The organism is Flavobacterium undicola, assembly GCF_009909155.2.
GTDB lineage: Bacteria > Bacteroidota > Bacteroidia > Flavobacteriales > Flavobacteriaceae > Flavobacterium > Flavobacterium undicola.
This window is the reverse complement of the sequence record NZ_JAAAPM020000048.1, coordinates 1-17,864: the sequence shown is the minus strand read 5'-3', so window position 1 is coordinate 17,864 and position 17,864 is coordinate 1. Positions and strand designations below refer to the sequence as shown.

The following is a 17,864-nucleotide window of genomic DNA, read 5'->3' as shown; positions in this document are numbered from 1 at the left end:
TTGTTTTAGGATAAACCGTTCTCAATTTAAAACAAGTATTTTTCATAAATCCATAGAAAGAATGGTGAATGCAAAACCGATTTATCAAAAAAACATAAAACAGATATTAAGTGTATAACTCAATAAAAGAATTTAAATCAAGTATACTTTTCATAATGGTTTAACAACCTCCATAGATTCGCTTTTTTTCAAAGCATATTGAAATCCTTCTTGCCACCATTGCTTCATCTTTACTTTATTAAAAATCAAAGCATTGTTAGTTAAATCAATTGGAGTATAATATAGATTCAACTTAACGTTATTATGAGAAGCAGATAGGGTTCCTAGTAAAATATCGTGTTTTTCAATTTGATCTAATTCAATTTGGAACAAATCAATCAATAACGAAAAAGGATTTTTTCCAATAGCTATTCTTGGAGTTGATTTTTCAGTTTCTAAGATAACAACATCTATTTCAGTTGCTCCCCGATTAATCGCTTCTTGGATAGGTACTAAGCTGGAAAAACCGCCATCGGCATAATCAAATCCTTTTTTGGTTACAATACTCATAAAAGGAATATAATTACTCGAAATCCAAATCCAATCACAAAATTCATCATAAGTGCATTCTTTAATGGATTTATATTCTGATTGATTCGTAGTAAGATTTGTAACAGTAACAACTACATCTATTTCTAAAGCTTTTAACTGGTTAAATTCCACGATGGGGAAATTTCTCTTAATGTAAGTACGCAATTTTTTGCTTTCGCCAAAGGTTCTTTTTCCTCTAAAAAACTGCAACAACACATTAAAATGATTGATACTCACCATATCTATTCCATTCTTTTTTTTAACAATAAACGGATTGATATTGAAAATTTTACCCATATCCACATTGGTGTAAATACGATGTATTTTTTCGATATTTCCCAGAGCTAAATGAGGAATAAGTAAACTTCCAGTAGAGGTTCCAATCAGTAAATCGTATTTAATTTTCTTGTTTTCCAATAAAAACTGAGCAACACCTCCAGCAAATGCTCCTTTGCTTCCTCCTCCAGAAATTACCAATGCTCTCATGTTTTTTAATTTAATAATCGATTCAATTGAAACTGCTCTTTTTCGTTCAAACTGGGTAAAATTCGAAGAAAGGAACCTTTAGATTCTTGATTTTTCAATAAAGTTCGAATAGTATCGCGTCCAAATTTAGAAAATTGCCACATATGATGCGTAGTTGCTTTTACTAAATTAATCAAAACCACATCATTAATTAACTGAAATCCAATTAGTTTTTCCAAGGCGTTTTGTCTGGTTGTAGCTTCGTATTTTTCAGATGAATAACTGATAAGTTCATCAATTACATCTTGCTTATTAATCGGATATTCAGGAGTCATTAAAGCCAATGACAGCCATAAAGTTCTAAGATTATAATCGTTGAAACCAATCCATTTTTTTGATTTTTCTAAATAATCCAATCGCTGTTTAGGAAAGTTTCTCCATAAATACAGCAAGGAAATTTCCTGTGTTTGATAAGAGGCATCATCCAAAAGACTTTCGTAATCAGTCCTGAACTCTTCCGGGATTTTAGGCAATGAATAAGCCACTGCCTGACGAACCTGAAGATCATTGGTTTCCAAAGCCAATTGTAAAAACTGTTTTTTAGCTTCAAAAGTTTCATTCTGGAGCTGTTCAACAACCATTTCTTTCGCCACATGAAAAGCATCTGACATTAGAATTAGCTTAAAAAAACCTTCTTTTTCGGCTAAAGGTTTCGATTTGATTTTATCTAATTCTAACAGTATCTTAGTTATTTTATTTTCAACCAATAACTCATTGATTTTTTGAGTATTAATCACAGTTGACTCAAGCCATTGTTTTGAAAAAGTATCCGTATCAAAACGACTTACTTTTTTTACTTCAGCTAAGAAATCTTCCGTTGTTGCCGTTTGGAAAGCATACTTTTTTAAATAGTTCTTAATGATTTTTTTGAATGCCTTATCTCCTATTTCCTGATGCAAGGCAAACAAAGCCCAAGCTCCTTTTTGATAATAACTCAACGAACTCGCTTTTTCGTTCAAAATAGGAATACTATCGGTTCTTGATGCATATTTTATTTGCTGAATAGACTCATACATTTTGCAATAAAAATAATCTTCTCCATAAATCGATTTCTCAGCCAGCAGAGCGTAATAAGTAGCAAAACCTTCTTGCAACCAATGGTGCTTTCCGCTAGCTGCTGTAATCAAATTGCCAAACCATTGATGTGCCAATTCATGTGCGTCAACATTAGTATAATTTCGGTCTTCAAACCCAGTTGAATCTACAACATAACGCGTTGCAAACAAGGTTGCCGAGGTATTTTCCATTCCGGCATACAAAAAATCCCGAACTGGAACTTGCTTATACACCTTCCAAGGGTATTTTATCCCAATTTCTTTCTCTAAAAAATTAAATATTCGAGCCGAATAGCGATAAGTGGGTTCAAAACGAGAAGCATCGTTGTTTTCTATATACAATTCTAATGGAATTTTACTTTTCGAAAATTGGAGTTTCTTTTCAAATTTCCCAATGGCGAGCATTAGCAAATAAGAACTCATAGGTTTATCCATTTGATATTGCCAAACACTCGCTTGTCCATTGCTGCTTTTAGACTTTAAAACACCATTAGAAATGACTTGATAAACAGAATCAAATTTAATCTCAAGATTAAAAATCACTTTTTCATTCACATCATCAAAACTGGGAAACCAATTACTGGTATATTTCCCTTGTCCTTGAGTCCAAATTTGCAAATCTCCTGTATTTTCTGAACCTACAAAATACAAGGTTTGTTTTGGTGTTGCGGTGTAATCAAAAATTAGTTCGTTTTTCCCTTTTTGAAACGGATAAACAATAAGCAGTTGCTTTCCTGAATTGATGTATTGAACATTCGTTTGATTCAGTATTACCTTAGAAAAATTCATATTTTGAGCATCAATTTTTAAGGTGTCTGTAGGTTTTAAAATTTCAAAAGAATAATTTACTGTTCCATAAACCGATTTTTCAACAGCGTTTAAACTCAAATGAGCAGCAACCGAAGTAAAATCAACTTTTTTTGTTTGTTGAGCAAATAGAAAAGTGGAAATAAAAAGAAAGAAGTATTTCATTAAAAGTGTATTAAGGCCAGAATTTCAAAGTTACAAAGCTTTATCAAACTATTATGTTTAGCTCTTAAACTTTTAATAAAATTAAGCAAAGAAAGACGGATGACACCGCCGTTTACGATTATGTTTTTGGTATTGTGATGTAATTCCGAAATAAACTTAAAAACAAAAAAATCCAAAATCAGAATTGATTTTGGATTTTTTATTATCAGTGTATTTTTATTATAAAGTCTTAGCATTTTTCACCTTTTGATCGGTGATTGCAATAGCCAAAACTTCGCTCATTTCTTTTACATAATGAAAAGTAACTCCCGTTAAGTATTCTGGTTTTATTTCATCGACATCACTTTTGTTCTCATGACACAAGATGATTTCTTTAATATTTGCTCTTTTAGCGGCTAAGATTTTTTCCTTAATTCCACCTACAGGCAATACTTTTCCTCTAAGCGTAATTTCACCAGTCATGGCAATATTTTTCTTCACTCTTTTTTGTGTAAAAAGAGATACTAACGAAGTTAACATCGCAATTCCCGCACTTGGGCCATCTTTTGGCGTAGCTCCTTCCGGAACGTGCAAATGGATATTGTATTTAGACAACAATTCAGAATTCAAACCCAGTTGATCCACATTTGCTTTGATGTATTCTAAAGCAATAGTAGCCGATTCTTTCATTACTGTACCTAAATTTCCAGTAATACTCATACCGCCTTTTCCTGGCGAAAGCAAGGATTCTATAAAAAGAATATCTCCACCAACACTGGTCCAAGCCAGCCCTGTAACCACCCCGGCAACATCATTACTTTCGTATTTATCACGCTCTAAACGAGGAACTCCTAAAACTTTTACGATATCTTCATCGGTAACTTTCTTGTTATATTCCTCTTCCATTGCAACTGATTTTGCTGCATTTCGAATCACTTGAGCAATTTTAGCTTCTAATCCACGAACTCCCGATTCACGAGTATAACCTTCAACGATTTTTTCTAATTGTTTTTTGCCAATAGTCAAATCTTTCGAAGTCAATCCGTGTTCTTTCAATTGACGTGGAAACAAATGCTGTTTCGCAATTTCAACTTTTTCCTCAATTGTATAACCCGACATTTTGATAATCTCCATACGATCTTTCAAAGCCGGCTGAATAGCACTCATATTGTTGGATGTAGCAATAAACATCACCTTAGACAAATCATAGCCTAATTCGACAAAATTATCATAGAAAGAGCTGTTTTGTTCCGGATCTAAAACTTCTAACAATGCCGAAGAAGGATCACCGTGATTACTATTTGATAATTTATCAATTTCGTCCAAAACAAACACAGGATTTGATGTTCCTGCCTTTTTCAAACTTTGAATAATTCTACCTGGCATAGCTCCAATGTAGGTTTTTCTATGTCCACGAATTTCAGCTTCATCGCGCAAACCGCCTAATGAAATTCGAACGTATTCTCTCCCTAAAGCTTCTGCAACGGAACGACCAATAGATGTTTTACCAACTCCCGGAGGCCCTGTTAAGCAAATAATAGGCGATTTCATATCGTTTCTTAATTTCAAAACAGCCAAATGCTCTATCATTCTTTTCTTCACTTCTTCTAATCCAAAATGGTCTCTGTCAAGAATTTTTTGCGCATTTTTTAAATCAAAATTGTCTTTTGAAAATTCATTCCATGGTAAATCCAATAGCAATTCCATATAATTTCTTTGGATACCAAAATCAGGAGCTTGCGGATTCATTCGACGCATTTTTGTCAATTCCTTTTCAAAAATAGTTTGCGTTTTTTCATCCCATTTTTTAGACTTCGACTTTACTAACATCTCGTCCATTTCTTCTTCCTGAGTCGAACCTCCTAATTCTTCCTGGATGGTTTTCATCTGTTGATGAAGAAAATATTCTCTTTGTTGTTGGTCTAAATCAAAACGTACTTTAGATTGAATGTCATTTTTAAGTTCGAGTTTTTGCAACTCAACATTCATATATTTAAGAGTTTCTAAAGCTCTGTCTTTTAAATTATTGATAGCCAATAAATCTTGTTTTTCTTCAACTGATAAATTCATGTTAGAAGTAACAAAATTGATTAGAAAAGATTGACTTTCAATGTTTTTTATAGCAAAAGTCGCTTCGCTTGGAATATTCGGACTTACTTTAATAATCTGGATAGCCAATTCTCTGATGGAATCTAAAATTGCTAAAAATTCAGAATCTTCATTGTCTGGACGTTCTTCCGAAAAATCTTTGATTATAGCAGAAATATACGGATCTTCAGAAGTTACCGATTCGATTTCGAAACGCTTTTTACCCTGAAGAATTACCGTTGTAGTACCGTCAGGCATTTTTAGTACACGCAAAATACGGGCAACTGTACCAATAGAATTGATATCTTCTTTAGTAGGATCTTCAATTTCTTCATCCTTTTGAGCTACAACACCTATTATTTTCCCACCAGCATTAGCATCATCAATCAGTTTAATCGATTTATCTCTTCCTGCAGTAATAGGAATTACCACTCCCGGAAACAAAACCATGTTTCTTAATGGGAGAATTGGCAACGATTCAGGAAGCTCCTCCTTCATCATTTCCTCTTCATCTTCGGGTGTTAATAAAGGTATTAATTCCGCCTCTGAATCGAATTCTTGTTGTGACAGATTGTCAATAGTAAGTATTTTATGTTTTGACATAGTGTAATTTAAGTCTTTTTGTCATTAAACATTTTATCTATCTAATAACAAAGTTAGTATTCAAGTATTTTACAATACTGAAAATCAATCAGTAATATAAAAAAACTAGCATTATTTAGTTCTTATAAGTCAATCTTTGTGCCATAAAAAAAATCCTGAAAGTTTTCTTTCAGGATTTAAATATCATTAAAAAAAATTATTGATAATATACATCAAAGCTACCATTAGTAACACTGTGTGTAATCACATCAAAAAAACTAGTCCCAGTAAACCGAAAAGTCCCTACGATATGTTTGGTAGCAGTATTATGAGTTGTAATTGTAACCGTTCCTGGATTAGCTCCAAATGTATTCATGCCTGACATATCTTTATTATACAATCCAATATTATTCGTTCCCAAAGGTAAATTTTCTAAATCGTATGTTCCAGGAGTTATCCCCGCCACCAATGTTAAACCAATAGTTTCAACACTACCTCTTCTACCATTAATTGTGATTGAATTACTAGCTTTAATTCCATCCACATTTGTTGGAATAAAATCTGAACCATCTAATTTACAGAAAAAACTATTTGTTGATGGTGAAGTATTATTAGTTGTAAATGAAACCGAAAACTGACCTTTAGTAAAAACTTTTATTTCTGTTTTTGTAAATGTATTATCAAATCTTACTCCTGTAAACTTAAAAGTTCCCGTAATGATATTTGTAGTTTTATTAATTGAAGAAATGACTAATTCAGCAGTATCAACATAATTTACATAACCATCATTAGCCGCATCAGAATTACTTTCACTTATGTACGGAACTTGCCCACTTCCTAGCGAATATGCTAAAACAAGAGGAGTTGTTGGTGTTGCTGTAGACCAATTATATGTTCCAACTGTTCCGTGAGATAATGTAATTTGAAAAAAACTACCATCGGTTTTCATAGCTGTGATAGCTATATAATCTGAATTAACGATAGCTTGAGTTTCATTCGCTGTCCATGGCTTTCCGCTAAAGTCGGCTTTAAAAACTCCTGAACTTGAACCAGGATCCGGTTCAACAGTACCATCAACTGGTTCAACAGTACCATCAACTGGTTCGTAAGTACAGGACACAAGTAATGCGACTAAAAACAATATTATGAATTGTAATTTACTTTTTAATATTCTCATAAATTGGAGCTTTTTTTATTATCTCCAAATATAATTTTTTATTTTATTTTTCCTACTATTTTTTAGGCACTTTTCTTAATAAAACAACTCCAAGAATAAAGAAGATAGCCAAAAACACAATGGCCAAACGTGGACTGCCAGTAATTTGATCGATAACCCCATAAACCAACATTCCAATCACAATTCCGATTTTCTCAGCAACATCATAAAAACTAAAAAAGGAAGCCGTATCCTCAGTTTCCGGCAATAATTTAGAATAAGTAGAACGGGATAAGGATTGAATTCCCCCCATTACCAAACCAACTAAGGCTGCCATAATATAAAAATGAATTGGCAAAAGAATAAAATAAGCCGCAATACACAACACAGTCCAAATACTGTTGATAAAGATTAATACTGGAATATTTCCATATTTTTCTGAAGCTTTCGAAGTTGTATAAGCACCAATAATAGCTACCAATTGAATCAATAAAATACAAATAATCAATCCTATTGTACTTTGTTCTTTAGATTCCCATGCAATTTCTTGTGCTCCAAAATAAGTTGCAATCAACATTACAGTTTGTACAGCCATACTGTACACGAAAAAACTTCCCAGGTATTTCTTTAAACGAATATTCTCTTCAAGTAAGAACCAAACTTTTTTAAGCTCTCTAAAACCATTAAAAACAATTGCCCGAGTAATTTTTTCTTGCGAATTTTTATTCCCTTTAGGCAAATAATAATAAGTATACTGACTAAATAAAATCCACCAGACACCCACCATTACAAAAGAATAACGCATTGCTTTAATAGCCGCAGGCTCTCCATCAGTTTCGATAATATTAAATAATTCAGGCTTCATTACCATAGCCAAATTAACAATTAAAAGAATCATACTACCAATGTAACCTAAAGAATATCCTTTAGCACTAATGGCATCTTGCTGTTCTTCAAAAGCAATATCAGGCAAATAGGAATTATAAAAAACCAAACTTCCCCAAAAACCAATCAATCCAAAAAAATAAAAGAATAAACTAGAGTAAATATTTTCTAAATTAAACCAATACAATCCCATGCAAGATAAGGCTCCCAAATAGCAAAAAAACTTCATAAAGAACCTCTTATTGCCCACATAATCTGCAATTCCAGATAGTAATGGAGACAAAAAAGCAACCATTAAAAAGGCAAAAGCAGTAACAAAACTAATAAGCGCCGAATTTTTTACACTGAAACCAAATACATCTATATAATGCCCTGTTTTTGAAAATAAAGCTTCATAAAATATTGGAAAAACAGCTGATGTTATTACCAATGGATAAACTGAATTTGCCCAATCGTAAAATGCCCAAGCATTCAATAATTTTTTATCTCCTTTTTGTAATGGAATCATATCTCTTTTTTTGACGAATTTATTATTTTTTAAACAGTTTCTACTTAAATCAATTAAAAATATCTTTTTAAATTGGCACAAAAAAAAACCAATTCGTTAGAATTGGCTATAAATAAGTTGCTCTTTTTTTTATTTAAATATTACTCCAAATTTGGCCGCAACAGATTTTGCTTCTGGAACCATCGCTTTCAAATTAGCAATTCTGGTAGCATCAGATGGGTGTGTACTTAACATCTCAGCTGGAGCCTGACCTCCTGAATTTGCCGACATTCTTGTCCAAAAAGTAATCGCTTCGTCTGGATTGTAACCCGCAATAGCCATTAATATTAATCCAATTTTATCAGCTTCCGTTTCGTGGCTTCTGCTAAAAGGAAGCATCACTCCTACCTGAGAACCAATTCCATAATACTGTTGCCACATTTGTTGTTTTTCGGCACTTTGACTTCCTGTTGCAGCAGCAACACCAACTGCACCTAACGCCTGCAATTGAGAAGCACTCATACGTTGCGCTCCGTGATTAGCAAGAGCATGTGAAACTTCGTGTCCCATTACTGTAGCTAAACCTGCATCGTTTTTTGTTATTGGTAAAATCCCTGAATAAACGACTATTTTACCCCCTGGCATACACCAAGCATTCACTTCTTTATTATCTATTAATTTGTATTCCCATTCATAACCGTTTAAATAATCAGTTTGTCCTAGAGAAGCCAAATAACGTTCGGCTGCAACTTTTATTTTTATCCCTACAGTTTCTACATTTTTAGCATCGGCTGTTCCAGAAATCACTTTGTTTGCCTTTAAAAAAGTTCCATACTCCTGAAAAGAAGACGGAAACAATTCACTATTAGAAACAAAATTCAAAGTTCTTTTTCCAGTTAACGGATTCGTTGCGCAAGAATATACTAAACATAAACTTGCAATTCCTATAAATATTACATTCTTTTTCATAATTGTTAAATTTTAATAACAAAAATACAAATATTATTAACTATAATTTTATAAAATTAATTACAATTGTATCAATATTTTAGTTTTTTTTATCCAATAATATGCAAAACATTGAAACCTTTAGGAATAATTAAATATTGATTTTCTTTGAAACTTTTAGCATCAAAAACTACTTCTTCGTTATCTATTTCTAAAATTTTAATTTCAAATGGCAATCCAATAAAATTGATTTTGTATTTAGTATAGTTCGTATCGTACTTCCCTTCTTTGTGTACATGAATATTTAATTCTTTTTCTTTTCCTGTCAATTGAAAAGAAACAAAGCTAAATCGTCCTTTTTTGTAATCATACCCATCTTGTGCATCTTCATACACCACCGATTTTTCTTTACCTTCTTTGTAATAAACATCTAAGATTAATTCATCAAATTCTAACTCACCCACATATTGTTGCACAGGGTATTTAGGAATGATAGCTCCAGCTTTAACAAAAACAGGAATTTCATCAAATTTAGTATCTACCCAAACTTCTTTCCCTCCTTTAACAAAACAATTAGTCCAGTAATTATACCATTGCCCTTTAGGTACATACATTCTTCGTCCTAAAGCATTAGGTTCTAAAATAGGACATACTAAAATTTGATTACCAAATACAAATTCATCATTTCGATAATGAGTTTGAATATCTTCTTGATCGTAATACACCAAAGGTTTTAACATAGGTACACCTTCTTCGATATATTGCCAAAACATGGTATACAAATAAGGTAATAATTGATAACGAAGGTTAACAAATTTTCTAGTAATATCAATAACTTCTTCATCAAAAGCCCAAGGTTCTTGATTGCCATGATCTCCTGATGAGTGTGTTCTACAAAATGGATGAAAAACACCAAGCTGAATCCATCTTGCATACAATTCACCTGTAGGTTGCTCAGCAAAACCTCCAATGTCTGAACCCGTAAAGCCCATTCCGGAGATAGACATTCTTTGAACCTGAATATTAGCTATCCAAAGATGTTCCCAAGTAGCCACATTATCTCCAGTCCATGAAGAAGTGTAACGTTGCGCTCCTGAATAAGCCGATCTTGTAATAATAAATGGTCTTTTTGGATAGGCAAAACGTTTTACTCCATTATAGGTAGCTCTTGCCATTTGAGTTCCATAAATATTATGTGCTTTTCTATGGCTACATGGATTTCCATCATAATCATGACGCACATCATTAGGAAAAGTTTTGTTAGGAACTTCCATTACCGCAGGTTCGTTCATATCATTCCACACTCCCTTTACTCCAATATCTGAAATTAATTCTTTAAATAATCCTGCCCACCACTCTCTTACTTCGGGATTTGTATAATCGGGAAAATTACATTCTCCAGGCCAAACTTTTCCTTTCATATAAGGACCATCGGCTCTTTTGCAAAAATAATCTTTTGCCAAAGCTTCTTTGTAAACCGAATATTCTTTGTCTATTTTAATCCCTGGATCAATGATAACAATAGTTTTGAAACCGTCAGCGGCTAATTCAGAAACCATTCGTTTTGGATCAGGAAAGTATTCTTTGTTCCAGGTAAAACACCTGAAACCTTCCATATAATCAATATCTAAATAAATAGCATCACATGGAATTTGTAATTCTCTAAATTTAGCAGCGACCTCTTTTACATTACTCTCAGGATAATAACTCCATTTACATTGGTGATAACCTAAAGCCCATAAAGGTGGTAATTCAGGTTTTCCAGTCAAATCAGTATAAGAAGTGACTACATCTTGCATATTAGGACCGTAAAAGAAATAATAATTCATTTCTCCTCCATCTGACCAAAAACTGGTTACATTTCTTCTTTCGTGACAAAAATCAAAGAATGTTCTAAAAGTATTATCAAAGAAAATTCCATAAGACTGTTTATTATGTAATCCAATATAGAAAGGTACTACTTTATATAAAGGCTCTTGTTCTTTTTGAAAAGCATATTGATCGGTTGCAAAGTTTTCTACTCTTTTTCCTTTAAGATTCATTTGAGTAGCTTTGTCTCCTAAGCCGTAAAAACATTCTCCGTCTTTTGAAGCCTTACTCATCTTTACGATATTCCCTCCAAATTCGTAACATTCTTCCCAATGAAAGCCTAATTCATCTTCTAATAATACATTCCCTTTCAAATCATATATAGAAGCTCTTAAATCAGCTTTTTGAATTTTACAAATAAGCTTATTTGTCGTTATTTTATAATAAGTCTCTTCTTCACTAACTACTAAATGATTATATCCATGAGTATGACTTTCATCAATTGCATAAGAAAAATCATTACTAAAATAACCTTTAGTTGTAAATCGAAAACGAAGCAAACTATCTCTTAAAACAGTAAGTTTTAATATGACATTATTATCAGTATAAAAATATACAGAATCAACATCATGCATGAAAGAAACTATCTTTGATGGGTATAAATCCCCTTTGTATTCTAATTCTGTATTTGTAATCATATCGATTCAATTTGATTAGTTATTATGCTTTCTCTCAAACTTACAAAAAATCTTTTTTATAAATAAACAATAGTATTTTTATTCACGAAAACGATATAGTTGACTATTTATCAAAAAAAAGAAGTATTAACGTTAAAATTAATACTTCTTTATAAAAAAAATTAGATTTAATGTAGCTCCATTTTTGAGATCCACAAAAACTATTTATGAAATTTTAAAAACAGTAACACTCAATGGAGGCAACAGTAATTCAATTGAATAATCTCTTCCTCCATAAGGGAAAGATTCTATTTTTAATTCGGTCATATTCTGTAAGTTACTTCCTTGGTATTTTTCTAAATCACTATTAAAAATTTCAGTAAGTTTTCCTTTTCTAGGAACTCCAATTCTGTAATTCTTGCGAACTATTTGAGTAAAATTACACACCACAATCAAATCGTCTTTTGTATTATTTCCTTTCCGAATGTATGAAATCACTGCGTTTTGATGATCCGAATAATTAATCCACTCAAAACCTTCCGGACTAAACTGTTTTTGGTATAAAGCAGGTTCTGATTTGTACAACTTATTCAAATCTTTAATAAGTTCTTTCACGCCATTATGAACTGGGTATTGCAATAAATGCCAGTCTAAGCTTTCTTGAAAATTCCATTCAGCCATTTGACCAAATTCACCTCCCATAAAAAGCAAGTTAGTTCCCGGATGGGTAAACATATAACTGTAAAGCAAACGTAAATTGGCAAACTTTTGCCATTCATCACCCGGCATACGATCAGCAATTGATTTTTTACCATACACCACTTCGTCATGAGACAAAGGCAACATAAAGTTCTCAGTAAATGCGTAAGTCATAGAAAAAGTCAAATCGTTTTGATGGTATTTTCTGTAGACAGTATCCTTTTGAAAATATTTTAAGGTATCGTGCATCCATCCCATCATCCATTTCATTCCAAAACCAAGTCCTCCTACTGATGTAGGTCTGGAAACCATTGGAAAGGAAGTACTTTCTTCGGCAATAGTTTGTACTCCTTCAAAATTAGAATAGACAACTTCATTAAATTCCTTTAAAAAACTAATAGTATCCAGGTTTTCTCTTCCTCCAAAAATATTTGGTTCCCATTCACCATCATTTCGAGAATAATCTAAATAAAGCATCGAAGCAACAGCATCTACTCTTAATGCATCTACATGATAATGTTGCAACCAAAACACAGCATTACTAATTAAGTAAGAACGTACTTCGTTTCTTCCATAATTAAATACTAAACTTTTCCAGTCTGGATGGTATCCTTTTCTGCGATCAGGATGTTCATAAAGGTTAGAACCGTCAAAATAACCTAATCCATGTGCGTCATCTGGAAAATGAGAAGGTACCCAATCCAAAATAACTCCAATACCTGCCTGATGCAGTTTATCTACCAAGACCATAAAATCTTGTGGATTCCCAAAACGGGAAGTTGGTGCAAAATAACCTACTAATTGGTATCCCCATGATGGATCATACGGATATTCCATAATGGGCATAAACTCAACATGAGTAAATCCCATTTCTTTAACATAACTAACTAATTCTTCAGCAAATTCCAAATAGGTCAAAAAACGATTTCCTTCGCCGCGTTTCCAAGATCCTAAATGAACCTCATAAACAGAATAAGGTTTATCTAAATCATTATGTTCTTTTCGGGTTTTCATCCATTTGGAGTCATCCCAATTATGATTTAAATCCCAAACTACAGAAGCAGTATGTGGTGGTTTTTCACAATAAAAAGCAAATGGATCGGCCTTTTCAGTAACTAAACCATCATTATTAGATAGAATTTTATATTTATAAGTAGTGCCTTTCTCGATATTAGGAATAAATCCCTCCCAAATACCTGAAGAATCCCAACGTACATAAAGTTCGTGTTCTCCTTGTGTCCAGAAATTAAAATCTCCCACAACAGAAACTGAATGGGCAGTTGGAGCCCAAACAGCAAAATAAACCCCTTGAACACCATTTAATTCTATTAAATGAGCCCCTAACTTTTCATACAATCTAAAATGTTTTCCAGCTTTGAATAAGTTAATATCAAAATCAGTAAAAAGGGAGTGCGAAATAACTTTACTCATAGTATTATTGGTATTATTCTAAATTTTAGAAATATAGAATATTGATATAAAAAAACAGTTGATTGACTTATTCGATTCTAAAATTATCAGGCAAAGTCACACCTTTCTTAATAACTACAATTCCATCTTTTATGGCATACAATTCAGTTGTAGCATTTTCTAAATGAGAACCACCATTAATGTAAACATTATTTCCTATTCGGCAATTTTTATCCACTAAGGCATTGTTAATATAGCAACCTTCACCTATTCCAACTAATATTTTGTTATTTTTAGTATCTTCTGCCATGTCTTCGATACTTTGATAAATATCGTTCCCCATCACATAAGTATTTTTGATAACAGAATCTTTACCTACTCTAGATCGAATTCCAATAACTGAGTGCACAATTTCTTTTGCATTCAAAATACATCCTTCAGAAATTAATGATTTATCCATCATTGTATTTTGAAACTTAGATGGCGGCAACATTCGAGGTCTTGTATATATTTTGTTATCATTATCAAACAAATTAAACTTTGGCACATCCTCTGTTAGTCCAATATTAGCTTCAAAGAAAGAATCAATATTTCCAATATCAGTCCAATATCCTTCATATTGGTAACTAAGAATTTTTTTATTTCCAACAGCCTGTGGAATAATTTCTTTTCCAAAATCTTTTGTATCAGGATTAGACATTAAATCCACCAAAAGTTTCTTGTTGAAAATGTAAATCCCCATAGAAGCTAAATAATGCTTCCCTTCCGCTTTCATCTCTTCACTCACATCTGATTCCCAGTCCGACAATAATTCTTTGGCAGGTTTCTCAATAAAAGACTCAATACAGCTATCGCTATTTGTTTTTAAGATTCCAAACTCAGGAGCATCCTTAGCATTAACTGGCAATGTGGCAATTGTAATATCGGCTTCTTTTTTAATATGCTCTTCTAGCATATCATTAAAATCCATTTGATACAATTGGTCACCCGATAATATCAAAGCATAATCAAAATTATGATTCAAAAAATGAGGCATACATTGTCTCACAGCATCAGCAGTTCCTTGAAACCATGTTGGATTATCGGGAGTTTGCTCTGCAGCTAAAATATCTACAAAAGCCTGACTAAAAGCACTAAAAACATAAGTATTCTTAATATGTGCGTTAAGTGAAGCCGAATTAAATTGTGTCAATACAAACATTCTATAAATATCTGAATTCATACAATTCGAAATTGGAATATCAACCAATCTATATTTACCTCCAACTGGTACTGCTGGTTTTGATCTACTTTCTGTCAATGGATACAATCTAGATCCCTGTCCTCCTCCTAAGATAATAGCAATAACGTTTTTTCTTTTTGCCTTCATATTTTGTTAAGTATTAAGTTGTACATTTCTATATATTCCTGACTGGCTTTTTCCCAGGAATGATCCGTGCTCATTCCTATTTTTCTAATTTTATTTAAATGCTCTTTATCTTCGTACAAATTAACTGCCCTTTGAATAGAGTAACAGATGTCACCTACAGAAGCTTGATCATGACAAATTCCATTTCCATTGTCACCAAAATCAACTACAGTATCTCTCAATCCTCCCGTTCTCCTAACAATAGGAATAGTTCCATATCTTAAGGAGTACATTTGATTTAATCCGCAAGGTTCTACTCTTGATGGCATCATTAAAAAGTCGGCTCCGGCATAAATTAAATGAGCCAGTTCTTCATTGTATCCAATAAAAGTATTGTAATTCCCTTTATAATCAACCAATAAACTATTCAATTGGTTTTCAATTTGTGCACTTCCTGAACCTAATATCAGTATATTAATCTCTTTATAATTTTCTGAGAGCGCTAAAGCCGAAGCTTGTGGCAATAAATCTCCCCCTTTTTCATCCCATAATCTACCAATAAAACTAAACAATGGTTTTGTTGGATCTAAATTAAAAAGAGTACAAAGTATTTCTTTATTCTGTTGTTTTCCTTTTTCGAAATTTTGAATAGAATAATTTTTTTCTAACATTTTATCTTTCGCCGGATCCCAAACTTGTGTATCAATTCCGTTTAATATCCCTCTGGATTTATATCGAACAAGATTAAACAAGGATTCTAAACCATTAGCCGAATAATTAATCTCATCCAAATAACTTGGAGACACAGTAGTAACTGCCGAAGCACATTTTACACCTACAGCCAATGAATTAATTTGATGACTCCATTCTAAAATTTTTACATGAGTCAAATCAAATTCAGGAAAATAACTTAATTTATCAAAACTAAATTGCCCTTGATACAAACCATTATGAATGGTAATCATTGAAGGCGTATTCAATAACTGATGGTATTTATGGCAATATTGCATCATAAAAGGAATTAAGCCCGTATGATGATCATGACAATTAATTACATCCGGCATTGTTGCCCTTCCAATAATCCAATCTAAAGTGGCAACCTGAAAAGACATAAAACGCTCTATATCATCCTCATAACCATAAACTTCTTTTCTGTCAAAAAGTTCTGGTATCTCAATTAAATACAATTCAAAACCCAGCTTATCCGTTGTTTCTTTAAGAACACTAAAAGGAAAATTAAAATCTCCTAATTTAACTGTTCCCCAATGAACACATTCAAAGTCGTTTTCGTTTCTAAATTTAGTCTCATAACAAGGCATCACAACCCTTAATTTATGCCCCCAATTACCTTGGTATTTTGGCAAAGCTCCAACTACATCAGCTAGGCCACCAACTTTAGCCACTGGATAACACTCTGCACTAATATGAAATATTTCCATTTATTGATTTAAGTTTATTTAGGGTTAAAAAAATATAATACAAAAAAGTTAAGTTAAATTACCACGAAATCAATACAAACATTACTGATTTTAATAATGATATACTTTTTAAGTTTTTCTAAATATAGTAAAAAATAGAAACAATTTAAGTAAAAATTAAAAAATATTACTACTTAAAGTAAAGTTTTTTTATCATTAAAATCTTTCAAAAATACGCATTCAAATTGAAATAGTCAAAATTGATAATTTAAAAAAAATCTTACCAAACTATCGTGATTTTCGCATATTTTTCTGCCTAAAATTATATAATTATTACTCTATAAAACGATAGCTAAATCAAAAAGTAATAATTTGATAACAATAACTAAAAGAAAAACACCTAATAAAATAAATTATTTAAATTTGAGAATGGATTTATTTAGCAATAGCATCGATTGGAAAGAAGAATTGACTCCAATACTACAAAAATACAAACTCAAAAAGCATCCATTAGGATACCAAAACTTATATCAATTAGTAATTATGGTCGTTTTGTCTGCTCAAGATTCAGATGAAAACATTAATAAAATAGCTCCAAATTTTTTTGATGTTTTTCCAAATATGGAAAGTTTAGCTAAATCAAAAGTGGGAGCAATAATTCCACACATCCATCAAGTCAAATTCTACGAAAATAAAGCTAATTGGCTCCTTAACATAGTAAAAACCATCAAAAAAGACGAAAATATTCCTCTAACAATGAGAGAATTAACAAATATAAAAGGAATTGGTCGAAAATCTGCCAATGTAATTATACGTGAAGCAAATGTTCCATCAGATGGAATCATGACTGACCTACATGTCATCAGGGTAGCACCAAGAATAGGAATAATAAGTCCAACAAAAGATGGAATAAAAGCAGAAAAAGAGTTAATGGCTGCTTTACCAAGAGAAATTTGGAACGAAATTGGTATGGCAATTTCATTTTTAGGAAGAGAAATTTGTCGACCAATTCCAAAATGTTCAGAATGCCCTATAAATTCAAGCTGTAAATATCCCAAAAAAAATATTTAAATCTAATTATTAGTTATATAATGCTTATAAAGAATATATTTCCAAAATTTTTAAACATTATAAAACAAAAAACCCCGTTTCGTTAGAAACAGGGTTTTAGAATCTGAAATAACTTCAGATTAAAGAAAGGCGACGACATACTCTCCCACAAAACTGCAGTACCATCTGCGCAGGCGGGCTTAACT

The 17,864-nt window shown here is 32.1% G+C and carries 11 protein-coding genes and 1 pseudogene; 2 read left to right on the top strand and 10 right to left on the bottom strand.

Translation table 11 applies throughout. The features are described from left to right. Positions 1–118 (top strand): annotated as a pseudogene (locus GTZ96_RS17375) (IS1595 family transposase); the annotation flags it as partial. A gap of 32 nt (positions 119–150) precedes the next feature. On the opposite strand, the gene GTZ96_RS17370 reads toward GTZ96_RS17375, so the two are convergent. The 10 genes from GTZ96_RS17370 to GTZ96_RS17325 all read right to left on the bottom strand — a co-directional run bounded on the left by GTZ96_RS17370 (position 151) and on the right by GTZ96_RS17325 (position 16,629). Beyond that, positions 151–1,056 carry a patatin-like phospholipase family protein gene (locus tag GTZ96_RS17370; protein ID WP_161645174.1) on the bottom strand — a complete coding sequence of 302 codons (906 nt, stop codon included), beginning with the start codon at positions 1,054–1,056 and terminating at the stop codon, positions 151–153. Positions 1,057–1,061: 5 nt separating this feature from the next. Beyond that, on the bottom strand, positions 1,062–3,122 hold the full coding sequence (locus tag GTZ96_RS17365) for a M1 family metallopeptidase (RefSeq protein WP_161645173.1): 2,061 nt from the start codon (positions 3,120–3,122) through the stop codon (positions 1,062–1,064). 219 nt (positions 3,123–3,341) lie between these two features. Continuing rightward, positions 3,342–5,792 (bottom strand): endopeptidase La, encoded by a 2,451-nt coding sequence (gene lon / locus GTZ96_RS17360; protein ID WP_161645172.1) that lies wholly within the window; start codon positions 5,790–5,792, stop codon positions 3,342–3,344. 196 nt (positions 5,793–5,988) lie between these two features. After that, entirely contained in the window at positions 5,989–6,948 is a 960-nt protein-coding gene (locus GTZ96_RS17355) for a DUF6252 family protein (RefSeq protein ID WP_161645171.1), read from the bottom strand. Positions 6,949–7,003: 55 nt separating this feature from the next. After that, positions 7,004–8,320, bottom strand: a complete 1,317-nt coding sequence (locus tag GTZ96_RS17350) for an MFS transporter (protein WP_161645170.1) — start codon at positions 8,318–8,320, stop codon at positions 7,004–7,006. Positions 8,321–8,449: 129 nt separating this feature from the next. Continuing rightward, positions 8,450–9,268 carry a M48 family metallopeptidase gene (locus GTZ96_RS17345; protein WP_161645169.1) on the bottom strand — a complete coding sequence of 273 codons (819 nt, stop codon included), beginning with the start codon at positions 9,266–9,268 and terminating at the stop codon, positions 8,450–8,452. An 89-nt stretch (positions 9,269–9,357) separates the two neighbouring features. Continuing rightward, positions 9,358–11,754 (bottom strand): glycoside hydrolase family 31 protein, encoded by a 2,397-nt coding sequence (locus tag GTZ96_RS17340; protein WP_161645168.1) that lies wholly within the window; start codon positions 11,752–11,754, stop codon positions 9,358–9,360. 204 nt (positions 11,755–11,958) lie between these two features. Continuing rightward, positions 11,959–13,863 carry a 1,4-alpha-glucan branching protein GlgB gene (glgB, locus tag GTZ96_RS17335; RefSeq protein ID WP_161645167.1) on the bottom strand — a complete coding sequence of 635 codons (1,905 nt, stop codon included), beginning with the start codon at positions 13,861–13,863 and terminating at the stop codon, positions 11,959–11,961. A 67-nt stretch (positions 13,864–13,930) separates the two neighbouring features. After that, positions 13,931–15,211 carry a glucose-1-phosphate adenylyltransferase gene (locus tag GTZ96_RS17330; RefSeq protein WP_161645166.1) on the bottom strand — a complete coding sequence of 427 codons (1,281 nt, stop codon included), beginning with the start codon at positions 15,209–15,211 and terminating at the stop codon, positions 13,931–13,933. Then, a complete protein-coding gene (locus GTZ96_RS17325; protein WP_161645165.1) occupies positions 15,208–16,629 on the bottom strand; it encodes a glycogen synthase in 1,422 nt (473 codons plus the stop codon). Before GTZ96_RS17325 ends, GTZ96_RS17330 begins: the two co-directional genes overlap by 4 nt. Positions 16,630–17,037: 408 nt before the next feature. Between GTZ96_RS17325 and GTZ96_RS17320 the strand changes: the two genes are divergently transcribed. Beyond that, positions 17,038–17,679, top strand: a complete 642-nt coding sequence (locus tag GTZ96_RS17320) for an endonuclease III domain-containing protein (RefSeq protein ID WP_161645175.1) — start codon at positions 17,038–17,040, stop codon at positions 17,677–17,679. The last annotated feature ends 185 nt before the right edge of the window (positions 17,680–17,864 follow it).

Excerpts from the sequence above, each read along its gene's own strand:
- GTZ96_RS17370 (WP_161645174.1), bottom strand. The coding sequence starts at position 1,056 with ATGAGAGCATTGGTAATTTCTGGAGGAGGAAGCAAAGGAGCATTTGCT.
- GTZ96_RS17365 (WP_161645173.1), bottom strand. The coding sequence starts at position 3,122 with ATGAAATACTTCTTTCTTTTTATTTCCACTTTTCTATTTGCTCAACAA.
- lon (WP_161645172.1), bottom strand. The coding sequence starts at position 5,792 with ATGTCAAAACATAAAATACTTACTATTGACAATCTGTCACAACAAGAA.
- GTZ96_RS17355 (WP_161645171.1), bottom strand. The coding sequence starts at position 6,948 with ATGAGAATATTAAAAAGTAAATTACAATTCATAATATTGTTTTTAGTC.
- GTZ96_RS17350 (WP_161645170.1), bottom strand. The coding sequence starts at position 8,320 with ATGATTCCATTACAAAAAGGAGATAAAAAATTATTGAATGCTTGGGCA.
- GTZ96_RS17345 (WP_161645169.1), bottom strand. The coding sequence starts at position 9,268 with ATGAAAAAGAATGTAATATTTATAGGAATTGCAAGTTTATGTTTAGTA.
- GTZ96_RS17340 (WP_161645168.1), bottom strand. The coding sequence starts at position 11,754 with ATGATTACAAATACAGAATTAGAATACAAAGGGGATTTATACCCATCA.
- glgB (WP_161645167.1), bottom strand. The coding sequence starts at position 13,863 with ATGAGTAAAGTTATTTCGCACTCCCTTTTTACTGATTTTGATATTAAC.
- GTZ96_RS17330 (WP_161645166.1), bottom strand. The coding sequence starts at position 15,211 with ATGAAGGCAAAAAGAAAAAACGTTATTGCTATTATCTTAGGAGGAGGA.
- GTZ96_RS17325 (WP_161645165.1), bottom strand. The coding sequence starts at position 16,629 with ATGGAAATATTTCATATTAGTGCAGAGTGTTATCCAGTGGCTAAAGTT.
- GTZ96_RS17320 (WP_161645175.1), top strand. The coding sequence starts at position 17,038 with ATGGATTTATTTAGCAATAGCATCGATTGGAAAGAAGAATTGACTCCA.